Origin of the sequence: Nitrosomonas sp. Nm84 (assembly GCF_003201565.1) — a bacterium.
Taxonomy (GTDB): domain Bacteria; phylum Pseudomonadota; class Gammaproteobacteria; order Burkholderiales; family Nitrosomonadaceae; genus Nitrosomonas.
In genome coordinates, this window is record NZ_QJJP01000006.1 from 46,167 (window position 1) to 60,880 (window position 14,714).

The window sequence follows — 14,714 nt, forward strand, 5'->3', positions numbered from 1 at the left end:
TGTTTCTTAGACAATTTCTTACTAAGACTGGTTTGTCTTCGCCTGTTCATTCTTTATCGCTGCAGATGTCTGGTTTCGAACCAATTCAGAGGGCAAATCCCGCACATGCAGATCAAGCTGAGGAAAAGCAATATCAATATTATATTCAGCAAATAGTACAGCGATTCGCGCGTTGAGAGCATCCTGAACTTCCAATCGGTGATTTAAAGCGCCAACAAAAACACGCAGCTCAAAATCAAGAGAACTTGCACCAAAAGCAAGGAACAAGCTTGTTGGTTCCGGCTCTGCCAGCACTCGTTCATCTTCTCTGGCAACTTGCAATAGCAAGTTCCGGACTTTATCAACATCTGTTCCGTAAGCAACACCTACCTTAATGACAACACGGGTGGTTGCATCCGTCAATGTCCAGTTGATCAGTTGACCCGTAATAAAAGTTTTATTGGGAATTACAATTTCCTTATTATCCGGATCAAGAACTGTAGTCGCTCGTGTACGAATACGGGTAACCCGACCGGAAAGATCGCCGACTGTAATCACATCACCGACCCGGAACGGTCGCTCAAACAACACAATAATGCCGGATACAAAGTTGGCAAAGATTTCCTGTAAGCCAAATCCAAGTCCGACTGTCAAGGCAGCAGCCATCCATTGTAACTGCGACCAGCGCATGCCCAGAAAACTCAATCCCACCAAGGTACCGCCAATCACGATCGCGTAACGCAACACGCTGGTGATGGCATACCGTGACGCAGCATCGATACGAATATGCGACAACAGGCTGATCTCGATCAGTCCAGGCAGGTTTCTGGCGCCAACTGTTGTCAGCAGCAGTGCAAAGACACCCGACAATACTGCCATCAGTGTGACGGGTTGCAGGATCTTGGCGCCATCAACGTCAATATCGTTGATATGCCATAGTGCAATTTCGTCCAGACGCGTGATGGCGGGTAGTATGGCGGCCCAAACCCAAATCAAACCCAATACCAGCAAACTTAACCGTAATGCGCGCAGCAACCTTCGGGTCTGGGTATTGACTTGTTCCAGCGTGATGTTCTCTTCCGGCTTCAATACCTCCCCAGATTCTTCAGCGGCATTCTCTGCCGCCAAGCGACTTTCATCCATGCGGTGCAGCATTAAACGCCGCTCTCCGAGTAAAAACCAGCGTGCCAACAGCCCCAGTCCAATGGTAGTCATGACAATCACGCTAAAACTGGCGAATAGCGACCGTAGTATCATGCCTGCAGAATAAATATAGCCTGTCAACGCCAATATCGCGACGGCCAGCAGGAATGCGGGCAGCAGCACACGCAATAACTTACGCAAAACCGACGGTTCGCTGTTTACACCTCGAATAACCCAGAGCCGGCCGACATCCAGCAGCACCCAGAGAGCCCACGCCAGCACCACACAACTTAGTACGATCGCCATACGCGCCTGCACATCGATAGTGAGATCCAGCCTGCGGATAAATGCCAGCGAACCGACAAAGTATAGCGGCAGCACGATCGCAGCGATCCTCGGTAGCCAATCGTACAATGCGGTACGGCGCTGCCGGGTCCAACGGAAATGTGCGTGCCCCAAGCCACGCTCCATACTGATCCAACGCAGCAGCTGCACTGTCAATAGCGGTAACGCCAGTGACACACAGGCCTGACCAAAAGAGTGACTGAATCGTCCAAGATTGCCGACACCTTGTAGTAGGTTTCCCAGCAAGACTAGCGTAACAGGGCCGGGTAACGCGGCCAACAGGGTCCATCCCACTGCTTTGAGGGTTGATTGATAGTTGTCTTTACGAATATCGTAGGTATTAACCGCCAGGGCCTCGATATGTGCCGGGGCGCGACGCCGAAGTTCCAATAAAACCAGTATGAGCAGCAAGCTACCTAACCAAGGCATGGGTTGCTGATAAAAGTTTTGCGTACTCAGCTTTATTAACGTAGTGAAACGCGACGGTTTGATCAAATCATCCAATCCATCCGGCAAACGCTGCAGCCAACCACCATTGACCACACCATGGCTGGGAATCCATAGCAAATAACGATCCAGCATCTGCTGCAATTCCTGAGCATTTTGGATCTGTTGCTGCAAAGCCTGTTCACTTTTTTCCAGCGCCGCAACACGTCGTTGCAGCAAAGACTCGAGCAACGCCAACAACTCGGTACGTTTATGCAGCAAAGGCAACAACAAGTCCTGAATATTTTCATTGCTGCGCCCCCCCTCATCCGCTTGCGGATGTGCCTTAACTAACGTTCGGGCAATGGCGCCCATATCCAGCAGGCTGCGTTGTTGTTCATTGAGCATTATCCGTTCTAGCCGCAAATCCGCCAGATCGTTATGAATCAATTCCAGACGCATCTCAAGGCGAGCGGGCGCCTCCAATTGACGCCGCTCACTCCACAACCAGCGACCAACGCGTTCACTGGTTCCACCAATGTCAAGCCGGGTGCGGCTATCGCGCAAGGTCACGGTAACGTGCTCACTAGCTTGTTCGATACTGGCCAAAGCGGTGCGATCCCGCGCCAAATACTCATTTTGTTGTATCAACTCCGCACCCATGGCACGATTCGCAACAGCAGCGGATTTGAGTACAAAAGCATCTCCAGCCAATTCTTGTTCGCGTTTGATTAATTGTTCGCTCAGCGCCTCCAGTTCATGCCGGGCACGATTGGTAATGAGCTGCTGTAACTGTTCCACGCGTTTCTCGTGCAATCCCAGGCGATAGCGCAACTCGCGCAACGTAAATTCATGCAAACTCTGACGTTGCGTGGCAGTATCCTGCTCAGCAAGACGCAGTTCCAACATTGCTTGCAAACGGTGCTGCTCGCTGCTGCGGCGCAAGCGCCGCGCATCAAATAATGCAGCAGGTTCACCATCTTGAACCACGAGCGGCGCTGCTAATTCTTCGTTGCGGCGGTACAATGCGGCGATTTCATCGGTTGCCTGAACCGGGCGCGATAGCATCTGGGCCAAATCTGCACCGGCGACCCCGATCTGTGCGCGCAGATCTGTGATGGTCGTGCGTTCCTGCTCCAGGATCTGCTCCAGTGTTTCACCATCAGCGTCAGTCGGTAAGCGCTTGGACCATTCGAGTAATTCCCGCTCACGGTCTGTTGCCAATGCTTTATTCAAACGTTCCATCCGCACAGGTTGATCGGCAGCTTCCGCACGCAACGTTGTTAATTGCTCACTCAGCGCTTCCGCTTCGCGCTCATCGGCACGTGCAGCATCAAGTTGCTCAATGGCTGCCTTCCGCTGAGCTTCATCCATCTTGCTGCGATTGACCGCTGCGCGTGCATTATCGATAGCTTTGTAGGCCGATGACTGCTTTTGTGAGTACGCATTGCCGGGCAACCAGAACAGCAACACTAATGCGCTGCACAAAAACACGAAAAAAAGCGATTTGAAACTGAACACAGGTTTTAACAACATAGATGTCAATAGTCTTGGTGAAGAGGTACGGCAATCATCCAAAACCGGAAAAATGTATTGGTTGAGCGCCATACCTACTATAAATACCGAATTAACGGATAAGGATTGCATCAAGCCTTTTTGTAGGCAGATTCAAAATCATTGGTTGATTATTTCCCCAACCGATCATTTTTGCAAGTGATAGAATAACCGGCGAAGTTGGCCAGACAGTCGCCGCCTGCGATTCTTCTTGAATACAGGGGGAGGAAAGTCCGGGCTCCGCAGAGCAGGATGACGGTTAACGACCGTCCACCGTGAGGTGAGGAATAGGGCCACAGAGACGAGCGTATTCAGTTACGGTGAAACGCGGTAACCTCCATCCGGAGCAAGACCAAATAGGCAAGCGATGATGTTGCTCGCAGAGCTTGCGGGTAGGTTGCAGGAATGTACAGGTAACTGTGCATCTAGAGGAATGACTGTCCACGACAGAACCCGGCTTATCGGCCAACTTCAACTGATAATAATTTGATGAACTATATAGCCCAAGTTGATCGCGCAAACATCATGCAAAATGGATACCGGCGTATAACTCGTACTGAATGCTTTCAATAATTCGAAATGATCCGTAAATTTCTCCGCAAGGTATTCAGCCGCAAAGCGCCGGCTTCTGAGTCGATCGCAAAGCTGAGCGTTATTCCCTGTAAACGTCACGGTATTCGGCGTAACTTAATCGCCCCTTGTGCATTAAAAATAACCACCCAAATACAGCAAGCCGGATTTTCAGCTTACATTGTCGGCGGCGCGGTGCGTGATCTGCTACTGGGATTGACCCCCAAGGATTTCGACATTGCAACCAATGCGACACCTGAAGAAGTACGCAGTATTTTCCGCCGGTCACGCATCATCGGGCGGCGCTTTCGCCTGGTTCATGTCATGTGTGGCGCTGAAACCGTGGAAGTATCAACTTTTCGTGGCCCTTCATCGAATGAGGATGACGATTCTACGTCGATCCAGTTGACCGATGCGCACGGCCGCCTACTACACGACAATGTTTTCGGTAGTCAGGAAGAAGATGCCATGCGCCGTGATTTCACGGTCAATGCACTGTTTTATGATCCTGCCAAAGAAGAAATTCTAGATTACTTGAATGGCTATGAAGATATCAAAGCCAAAAAACTACGCATCATCGGAGATCCGATACAACGTTACCGGGAAGATCCCGTGCGCCTGTTACGCGCCGTGCGCTTGGCGTCAAAACTGGATTTGCAAATTGCAGCGGAAACCGCCAAGCCCATTGGCGATTTGGCACCATTATTGCAAAATGTTCCGCCGTCCCGTTTGTTTGATGAAATGTTGAAACTACTATTATCGGGGCATGCGCTGTCTTGCGTTGTTGATTTACGCGCACGCGGTTTGCATCATGGGCTTCTGCCCATGCTCGATGTCATACTGGAACAACCATTGGGTGAACGTTTCGTCACCATTGCGCTGAAAAATACCGATGAGCGGATCAGAGAAAATAAACCGGTTTCACCAGGATTCTTGTTTGCCATACTGTTATGGCACGAAGTGCTATCAAACTGGAATTCTCTCCAAGCTTCCGGGGAAAAACCTTTGCCCGCTTTATTTACAGCAATTGATCAAATTCTTTCGATACAGCATAAAAAGCTGGCTATTCCGCGTCGCTTTGATGCAATTATCCAAGAAATTTGGACGATGCAGCCGCGTTTTGAGGCTCGTGCCGGACAGAAACCCTTTCGTTTACTTACCCACCCGCGTTTTCGCGCTGCTTATGATTTCATGCTGTTGCGCTGCGAAAGTGGTGAGCTGAACATGGAATTGGGCGAATGGTGGAAAACCTTTCTATCAGCAGACCACAACCAGCGCGAAAAAATGTTATCCAGCCAGCCTTCAGAAAAAAAAGGCAAAAGACGGCGCAGGCGCAAAAAAGCTTCACCCAATCCCGCCTTGGTTGCGGAAAATTCAATCAAAAACGATCACGGTTGATCTAGTCTTTCTATGAATAAACAACCAAGCCAGGCATTCATCGCTTTGGGCAGTAACCTGGAAAACCCGATTTCCCAGATACAACAGGCATTTGAAGAATTAAAACAACTTCCCGGTACATGTTTGATGAAACAATCTTCACTTTATCAAAGCGCGCCAGTCGGGCGCCTGGACCAGCCAGATTTCATCAATGCAGTGGCACTCATTAAAACTTGTCTGGCACCGCATGATCTGCTCAATGCATTGCTGGCTATCGAGCAAAACCATGGACGTGTACGCGAATCTTTGAATGCACCGCGTACATTGGATCTCGACATTCTGCTGTACGATGATCTGCAATGTCATGATGAGAAATTGACTTTACCGCATCCACGTATGCTACAACGCGCATTTGTCCTGAAACCGCTGATGGAAATCGCCCCGGACTGTCATATTCCGGGACATGGTCATATCGCCCCACTGCTTGCAACGTGCAATGGGCAACAGTTAAAACAAATTAAAGCAATTTAACAAGATAAATAATTAAAACACCACATGAGAACCACTCTCGCCACACTGCAAAGAATAGTTGATAACAACGAAAAATTCACGGTTCTGACCTGTTATGACGCGATTTTTGCAGGCATACTGGAAAACGCAGGGGTGGATGTTTTGCTGGTGGGCGATTCGTTGGGAAATGTGTTGCACGGAGAAAACACCACGTTAGCCGTGACACTGGACGATATGATTTATCATACCCGGTGTGTTGCGCGCGGCGCCAGCAAGGCATTTATCATCGCCGACATGCCTTTCGGCAGCTACCAGGTTTCACCTGAACAGGCTTTCGAGAATGCGGTCAGAATTATTGCTGCGGGCGCGCATATGGTCAAAATTGAAGGTGGGCACATCATGGCGGATACTGTTGAATTTATGACCCGCCGAGGTATCCCTGTGTGCGCTCATATTGGCCTGACACCGCAGTCAGTTCACCAACTAGGTGGCTATAAACTACAAGGTAATTCGGAAAAATCAGCCAAGCAATTGCTCGATGATGCAAAAAAACTGGAAAAAGCAGGAGCAAGCCTGCTGGTCATGGAAGTTGTACCAGCAAAACTGGCTAAAAAGATTACTCACGCGCTTACAATACCCACTATCGGAATCGGCGCAGGTGTTGATTGTTCCGCTCAGGTTCTCGTGCTACACGATATGCTAGGATTGTATCCAGGTAAAAAACCCCGTTTCGTTAAAGATTTTATGGCAGGCGCTAATAGCATTCAGGAAGCCGTTGCAAGCTATGTGGCTGCTGTTAAAACAGGCCAATTTCCAGGCCAGGAACATGAATTTTAATTAATTGTCATTGTGTGAAAACATTTACCGACATCATTGCGCTACGTAATAGCCTCAGCAATAAACAACGTATCGCTTTTGTACCCACCATGGGAAATTTGCATGCGGGTCATCTCGCGTTGATCAAACAAGCAAAACAGCTATCCGACTGCGTGGTTGCCAGTATCTTTGTCAATCGGCTACAGTTTCTGCCACACGAAGATTTCGACTGTTACCCGCGCACTTTTGACAATGATTGCAAATTGCTTGCCGAGCTAAATGTCAATACCCTTTTTGCACCGAATGAAGAAATTCTTTTCCCAACACAACAAGAATTCTTGTTAGCATTACCATCTGTAGCAGATACGTTAGAAGGAGAATTTCGTCCGGGATTTTTTCGTGGTGTTGCAACAATCGTATTGAAATTATTCAATATCATTCAACCCAGTCTCGCTGTATTCGGTAAAAAAGATTACCAGCAATTGCATATCGTACGTGAAATGGTACGGCAATTGAATTTGCCAGTTGAGATTATTGCCGGCGAAACTGTTCGCGCACCCGATGGATTGGCGTTAAGTTCTCGTAATCAATATCTAAATAAAGCGCAACGATTGGAAGCCTGCAATCTGTATCAAACGCTACTACAGCTTAAGCAAGAAATTATTTCCGGCCGCAAAGATTTTCCGGTACTACAAGAAAACGCTACTAAAAATCTTGTGAAACGCGGATGGAAAGTTGATTACATTCGAATCCAAAAACGCAGTTCGTTGCTACCTGCGCATAGCGACGATAATGACCTAGTAATATTAGGTGCGGCTTGGTTGGATAAAACACGGTTAATCGACAATATGGAAATAACCGATTAAATATTTTTTGTACGCTAACATTGCACTGTTGTTGCCTTTAAAACCAGACAGATAAAGAACAAAAAATTATGCAATCACTCAACACCTTCTGGTTATCTTGCCTGGATCATTTCAGAAAAGAACTTAACGCACAACAATTTAATACTTGGATCAAGCCACTACAAATCGATCCAACGCTCAATAGCGACAGTGAAGTCGTACTCATCGCCCCGAACCGTTTCGTCTCACAATGGGTAAAAGATAACTTTATTACTCATATAGAAGTAATGGCACAAGGATATTTTGCTAAAAAAATCCAGTTTCACCTAAAGCTTGCAGATCAACCTGAAGTTAAAAATACGCCAACCGACCCAGCGCCAGTACCTATACCCAATGAACCGAAACCTATATCGAGTACGGCATATCCACCGTCAAAGAAAAATACTAGCCGCCTGAATCCCAGTTTTACATTTGATAATTTTGTTACGGGAAAAGCCAACCAACTGGCTCGGGCAGGCGCTATCCAAGTTGCAGAATCGCCTGGAATTGCTTACAACCCGCTTTTTATCTATGGTGGTGTAGGATTAGGAAAAACCCATTTGATCCAGGCAATTGGTAATTACGTGCATGATAATAACAAAAGTGCGAAAATCCGCTATGTGCATGCGGAAAAATACGTTTCCGATGTCGTGAGTGCTTATCAGCACAAAGCTTTTGATAAATTTAAATTTTATTATCACTCACTGGACCTCTTATTAGTTGATGACGTGCAGTTTTTCGGCGGAAAAAATCGCACCCAAGAAGAGTTCTTTTATGCTTTCAATGCACTCATAGAAACGCACAAGCAAGTCATCATCACCTGCGATACCTATCCAAAAGAAATTTCCGGATTGGAAGAGCGACTGGTATCACGATTTGGCTGGGGGCTAACCGTAGCCATAGAACCGCCTGAACTGGAAATGCGTGTTGCGATTCTATTAAAAAAAGCCGAGCAGGAAAAAATCCGACTGGACGAAAATGTCGCTTTCTTTATTGCCAAGCATATCCGCTCGAATGTACGCGAACTGGAAGGCGCATTAAAACGGATACTGGCTTTCTCACGCTTTGTCGGCCAGGAAATAACACTCGATTTGGCCAAAGAAGCATTAAAGGATTTACTGGCTGTACAGAGCCGTCAAATATCGATTGAGAACATCCAGAAAACCGTCGCTGATTATTACAAAATCAAAGTATCGGAGATGTATTCAAAAAAACGCACACGCATTGTCGCAAGACCTCGGCAAATGGCAATGGCAATTGCCAAAGAGCTGACTGCTCTGAGCTTGCCGGATATCGGCGAAGCCTTTGGCGGAAGAGATCATACGACTGTACTTCACGGTTACCGGAAAATTAACGAATTACGCGTTTCCGATCCTACTGTGAGCCGCGATTTTAATGCACTGATTATGATTTTAAGAGGTTAAGTAGTTGAAAAAACGCTTTCGAAGCAGTTGATGCCAGACAAAAACTGGCGAAGAAACGCAGATAGTTTTATCTCTGTTAATAATTGTTTAATAATTTGTGCATAAGTGGTTAATATAAAAATATTCAGCTTTTATCCACAAACTATTCAATTATTATACAAGGATCATACAAACAAGAAATTTGTACTATCTTTTTGATATTCATTAAGTATCATAAGATATACAGAAGTATTGAAGACACTATTAAATTATTATTATTTTTTATATAAATGCTTTTAATAAAAACCAACAGAGATACGTTGCTAAAACCGTTGCAGACAGTTACCGGAATTGTCGAACGTCGTCAAACGTTACCCATTTTATCGAACGTTTTGATTCAACAAGACGAAGAAAAGACGTCTTTTTTAACGACTGATCTAGAAATACAAATCAAGACATCTACTGCTAAAGATACTTCGGCCAAACAAAATTTTTCCCTGACTATTTCAGCGAAGAAGCTTCAAGATATTCTGCGTTCGCTATCATCCGACGCAGAAATTGCACTGACAAGACAAGATGATCACCTGCAAGTGAAATCAGGTAAAAGCGCTTTCAACCTGCAAATATTGCCTGCTGAGGATTTTCCGCAAATCGCTGAAGAATCGAAATCTGATGTACTTGTTACACTGAAACAAAGTGAGTTAAAAAAACTGTTACACCATGTTCAATTTTCAGTAGCACAGCAAGACATTCGATATTATCTGAATGGACTTTTATTATTGATAGAAAACAAACACTTAATTGGAGTTGGCACTGACGGGCACCGTCTTGCTTACATTGCAACCGATTTGGATAACACTCAGAATAAACAGGAAATCATTCTTCCACGTAAAGCTGTTTTCGAACTGTCAAAATTGTTGAACGACAGCGAAGATCCGGTGAATATCGAGTATTTTCAAAACAAAATCCGATTTTCTTTCTCCGACATTGTTTTAACATCCAAAATCATTGATGGTAAATTTCCCGATTACCATCGGGTCATTCCAACCAAAAACACAAAACTGTTTGCAATAGATCGCCTAATTTTTCTGCAAGCATTACAGCGGGTATCGATTCTCTCCAACCAAAGTGAGAAATTCCGCGGCGTTCGCTTGATTGTCAGTAAAGATAATCTATGCATTATCTGCAAAAACAATGAACAGGAAGAAGCCCAGGAAGAATTGGAAATTAAATATGCTGATGAATCGATTGACATCAGCTTAAACATCACTTATCTGCTGGATTTATTAAATAATGTGGATAATGAAACAGTACATTGTGCATTTGAAAATGCCAACAGCAGTGTCCTGATAACAGTACCTGGAAACAATGAATTTAAATACATCGTTATGCCGATGAGAATTTGATCGAAATTCCTGGCAGGAATGCATCAAAATCCTCAAAAGTTACAACATTTCGTTCAAACTTCACAACTATAAAGTACCCCAACTGATGAGTGATCCCAATACCAATTTACCCAATGGAAGTCAGAACGATTACGATTCTGAAAGTATAAAGATATTAAAAGGCCTGGATGCGGTACGTAAACGACCCGGCATGTACATCGGCGATACTAGTGATGGTACGGGTTTGCATCACATGGTGTTTGAAGTCGTCGATAATGCAATTGATGAAGCACTGGCAGGTCATTGCGACGAGATTACAGTTACACTACATCCGGATAACTCAGTCAGCGTGCTGGACAACGGACGGGGTATTCCAACCGGTATCAAGCATGATGATGAAATGAAGCGTTCCGCGGCGGAAATCGTTATGACTGAACTACACGCTGGCGGTAAGTTTGATGATAATTCCTATAAAGTTTCGGGCGGGTTGCACGGTGTTGGTGTATCGGTAGTCAATGCATTATCCGAATGGTTGAAGCTCACCATTCGCCGCGATGGAAAAATTAACCAGATGGAATTTCGCTTAGGGGTTGCGGTCAAGCCACTGGAAATTACCGGGGAAAGCGAGCGGCATGGCACCGAAGTGCATTTTCTGGCAAGTAAAGAAATTTTTGGCAATATCGAATACCACTACGATATTTTTGCCAAACGCTTACGCGAACTTTCTTTTCTAAATAATGGCGTAAAAATTCACTTGATCGATCAACGCACCGGAAAAGAGGAAAAATTTGCTTTTGTCGGTGGTATCAAGAATTTTGTGGAATATATCAACCGCACAAAATCTGTACTTCATCCCAATATCTTTTACACCATTGGCACCAAAGACAATATCTCCGTCGAAGTTTCCATGCAATGGAATGATAGTTACACCGAACAAGTACTGTGTTTTACCAATAATATTCCTCAAAAAGATGGTGGTTCCCATCTGACAGGCTTACGTGCTGCCATGACACGTACACTGAACAACTACATGGAAAAGAATGAATTAACTAAAAAAGCCAAAATTGAAACGGCCGGTGATGACATGCGTGAAGGGTTGTCGTGCGTATTGTCGGTAAAACTGTTTGAACCCAAGTTTTCGTCGCAAACCAAGGAAAAGCTGGTGTCCTCGGAAGTTCGTCCGGTAGTTGAAGAAGTCGTGTCGCAAAAGCTGTCCGAGTTTTTATTGGAAAATCCCATTGATGCAAAAACGATTTGCAACAAAGTGATCGAGGCAGCCAGAGCTCGCGAAGCGGCGCGCAAAGCACGGGAATTAACGCGTAGAAAGGGTGTGCTGGATAGCATGGGATTACCGGGGAAACTGGCCGATTGTCAGGAGAAAAATCCGGCGTTATGCGAACTTTATCTGGTCGAGGGTGATTCCGCAGGTGGTTCGGCCAAACAGGGGCGTGACCGGAAATTTCAGGCCATTATGCCCCTCAAGGGAAAAATACTGAATGTTGAAAAAGCCCGTTTCGATAAATTGATTTCGTCGCAGGAGATTATTTCGTTGATCACTGCGTTGGGAACCGGCATCGGCAAGGATGAATATAACCCGGACAAGCTGCGCTATCACCGTATTATCATCATGACCGATGCGGACGTGGACGGTTCGCACATCCGTACGCTGTTATTGACCTTCTTTTACCGGCAAATGCCGGAATTGATTGAGCGGGGTCACATTTATATCGCGCAACCGCCGCTGTATAAAATCAAACATGGTAAAAAGGAACGCTACGTCAAGGACGATCATGAGTTAAAGCAATATATGTTGAGCTTGGCATTAGCCGATGCTGAACTGTATACCGGCAGCGAGAAGCCACCCTTGATCGGCGAAACGCTGGAAAAAATAGCTCATGAGTATATTTTGTCAGAAGCGATTATTGAGCGCATGAGTCAAGTGATTGATAGTAACGTGATGCATGCATTATTACGCCAACCCGATGTCGATTTAAGTAATGAGAATCACGCAATCGACAGTGCATCCCGGCTTGCAGCGCGTGTGAAAGATATCGACATCGTCGCGGAATATGATGAAATACATGAACGTTATCGATTGAAAATAATGCGCATGTCACACGGCAATGTACTGACCAGTCACCTGGATAATGATTTCCTGGAAAGTGGCGACTATGCGCAGATCCAGAAAACTGCGCAAGTTTTTGAAGGTTTGTTGAGTCATGGTGCCTACGTGCAACGCGGCGAGCGAAAACAGACTATCCAGGAATTCAAGCAGGCATTGGAATGGTTGTTGGAGGAAGCTAAAAAAGGCTTGAATGTGCAGCGCTACAAAGGCCTAGGTGAAATGAATCCAAGTCAGTTATGGGAAACTACCATGGACCCGGCAAACCGCCGTCTGCTGCGTGCGCAGATTGAAGACAGCATACTGACTGACGAAATATTTACTACGCTAATGGGCGATGTGGTGGAACCACGGCGGGCGTTTATTGAGAAGAATGCGTTGCGGGCGACGAATATCGATATTTAGACACTGTTGTCCCGTTAACGAGCAAGTGCTGCGGCCCGATTCAGGCCTAATTGGTGAAATAAGTTTTCGCATAACTTGTTGAACTTGTGATTCCCCATGGTTTTGCCACGGGGTTGTTTATTGCGAGCGTATTGGTAAACTTGCCCGCAGCAGGCTGCGGGGCGTAGACTATTGATGGCTAGTCGTTCTATCAGATCCCAGTTCTTTGACAAGGTTGGGATCAAATTCAGGCGGGTTATCGATGGGTGGAATTGCGTCAGGGCATTTTTTTGCGAATGCCGACTTTTGAATCGCATCATATTCACTTTTCAATTGAGCATATTCAGCTTCTTGCTCCTTAGTTCCACCCAGCGCAAACAGTGCCGCCCATGACAGTGACAAATCCGTGCCGAGCGTCCATTTGTCTTTCGTCGCGCCGTCGCCGTTTTGTTTCCCCATTAATTGATTGACTCTGGTTTGAATGCGTTCAATTTCTGCGGATAGCTCACCACACGTATAGGTCTGAAATTGTGTGGGTGAAATATAAGGTGCGTGAAAATCTCCTGATCCTGATGATGCTGCACAACCTGATAGCGTGGTAGCAGCAGTCAAAAACACAGCTATAATTAATCTTTTCATAACACCTATCCTTTTCGTGTTGCTATTTTGCGAGTTTATCTGCAGGAAAATTTTATTTCTTTGATACCAATTTTTAAATTGTACACTGTTATCTGTGTTTCCAGCTTTACATCACACCAGTTGGTGCAGGATCTTGTTAAGAGTTAAATCAATCTAAACTATGTTCACCCATCAGTAGTGTCAGGAATTTCTCGCGAGTTGCGCTCGATGCATCACGGTAGAGCATATATTTGGCATGCTGATCCGGTTGTTCCGGATTGATCTCGATACCCCATAGCGGGGCCAGAGTCATGGGTAAATTGGAATAACGCACATCCACAAGAACGTTGGGTTGCTGCGGACGAATGGCGAGAAACCCTGCCGAGAAATGGCTAAAGCGCGCAATATCCTGCGCCAGCACCGATGATGCCGGCAATGCGCTCAAATCACGTTCCAGAACAAATTTTTCAATGGATTCGCCCGGATAAATCCGCGGTTCGGAAAATAAGCCGACGCGGATGGCGTCCACGTATAATTTACCTTCAAACTGATAGATGGAGCGCCATAGCACCAAATTGGCGAGCGTGGGCTTTACCAGGTGTTCTTCCGCGTGATGTCCTCTTTCGGCAACCAATGTTTCAGCCACTGTTTCGGCGCGTTGCAATTGTACCCAGCCAAACGACAGGTAAGCAGCGGCCAGCAGCAACCCGATGCGCGCCGCCGTGTGGTTGTATTTTCTGAAAGCGATCACCCCGGCAGTCAGCAAAATCAACGTAAAAGCCGGATCCAACACAGAAATAATATTCAACGCCACGCGTTCATCGCTGACCGGCCACAGCAGGTTCGTGCCATAGCTGGTAAACGCATCCAGTACGCCACTCAAGCAATAACCCAGAAAAGTAAACAAATACAGGCGGGCAAAAGCTAAGCGTCTGCGCAAAAATGGCCACAGCAGCAGTGCTGCAACCAAAGCACCCAGCGGCACAAAAAACAGCGAGTGCGTAAAATGCCGGTGAAACTCGATCGTGAGCAGCGGATCATTCGATGATTGAATCAGAATATCCGCATCTGCAACGATGCCGGCAAAAAAACCGATACCGGTTGCCAGGCGCATTTCTTGTTGTTTGGCACCCGACTGTGCCATGGTGGCGCCGAGTAATCCTTGAGTCAATAAATCCATCTATGGAATTCCTCTATC

General features: G+C 46.1%; 10 protein-coding genes and 1 other RNA gene. 8 read left to right on the forward strand and 3 right to left on the reverse strand.

The annotated features are described in order from the left end of the window. Positions 1–21: 21 nt before the first annotated feature. Entirely contained in the window at positions 22–3,366 is a 3,345-nt protein-coding gene (locus tag C8R34_RS04825; protein ID WP_258364362.1) for a mechanosensitive ion channel domain-containing protein, read from the reverse strand. A 257-nt stretch (positions 3,367–3,623) separates the two neighbouring features. Between C8R34_RS04825 and rnpB the strand changes: the two genes are divergently transcribed. From rnpB to gyrB, 8 genes are all read left to right on the forward strand, one after another. Then, positions 3,624–3,924: RNase P RNA component class A (gene rnpB, locus C8R34_RS04830), an RNA gene on the forward strand. A gap of 102 nt (positions 3,925–4,026) precedes the next feature. Beyond that, entirely contained in the window at positions 4,027–5,415 is a 1,389-nt protein-coding gene (gene pcnB, locus C8R34_RS04835; protein ID WP_110338367.1) for a polynucleotide adenylyltransferase PcnB, read from the forward strand. A 12-nt stretch (positions 5,416–5,427) separates the two neighbouring features. Further along, complete coding sequence (gene folK / locus C8R34_RS04840) at positions 5,428–5,925, forward strand: 2-amino-4-hydroxy-6-hydroxymethyldihydropteridine diphosphokinase (RefSeq protein WP_110338369.1); 498 nt, start codon at positions 5,428–5,430, stop codon at positions 5,923–5,925. Between the two features lie 24 nt (positions 5,926–5,949). Beyond that, positions 5,950–6,741, forward strand: coding sequence for a 3-methyl-2-oxobutanoate hydroxymethyltransferase (gene panB / locus C8R34_RS04845; RefSeq protein WP_110338371.1), 792 nt, complete (start codon positions 5,950–5,952; stop codon positions 6,739–6,741). A gap of 14 nt (positions 6,742–6,755) precedes the next feature. Beyond that, a complete protein-coding gene (gene panC, locus C8R34_RS04850) occupies positions 6,756–7,586 on the forward strand; it encodes a pantoate--beta-alanine ligase (RefSeq protein WP_110338372.1) in 831 nt (276 codons plus the stop codon). 68 nt (positions 7,587–7,654) lie between these two features. Further along, the gene (dnaA, locus tag C8R34_RS04855; RefSeq protein WP_110338374.1) at positions 7,655–9,028 is read left to right on the forward strand and encodes a chromosomal replication initiator protein DnaA; all 1,374 of its coding nucleotides are present in this window, start codon (positions 7,655–7,657) and stop codon (positions 9,026–9,028) included. 269 nt (positions 9,029–9,297) lie between these two features. Beyond that, positions 9,298–10,413 carry a DNA polymerase III subunit beta gene (gene dnaN / locus C8R34_RS04860; RefSeq protein WP_110338376.1) on the forward strand — a complete coding sequence of 372 codons (1,116 nt, stop codon included), beginning with the start codon at positions 9,298–9,300 and terminating at the stop codon, positions 10,411–10,413. 85 nt (positions 10,414–10,498) lie between these two features. Continuing rightward, the gene (gene gyrB / locus C8R34_RS04865) at positions 10,499–12,919 is read left to right on the forward strand and encodes a DNA topoisomerase (ATP-hydrolyzing) subunit B (RefSeq protein WP_110338378.1); all 2,421 of its coding nucleotides are present in this window, start codon (positions 10,499–10,501) and stop codon (positions 12,917–12,919) included. A 168-nt stretch (positions 12,920–13,087) separates the two neighbouring features. Here gyrB and C8R34_RS04870 read toward each other — a convergent pair whose 3' ends face one another. Continuing rightward, on the reverse strand, positions 13,088–13,537 hold the full coding sequence (locus tag C8R34_RS04870; RefSeq protein WP_110338380.1) for a hypothetical protein: 450 nt from the start codon (positions 13,535–13,537) through the stop codon (positions 13,088–13,090). Positions 13,538–13,685: 148 nt separating this feature from the next. Next, positions 13,686–14,696 carry a metal-dependent hydrolase gene (locus C8R34_RS04875; protein WP_110338382.1) on the reverse strand — a complete coding sequence of 337 codons (1,011 nt, stop codon included), beginning with the start codon at positions 14,694–14,696 and terminating at the stop codon, positions 13,686–13,688. Positions 14,697–14,714 lie beyond the last annotated feature (18 nt).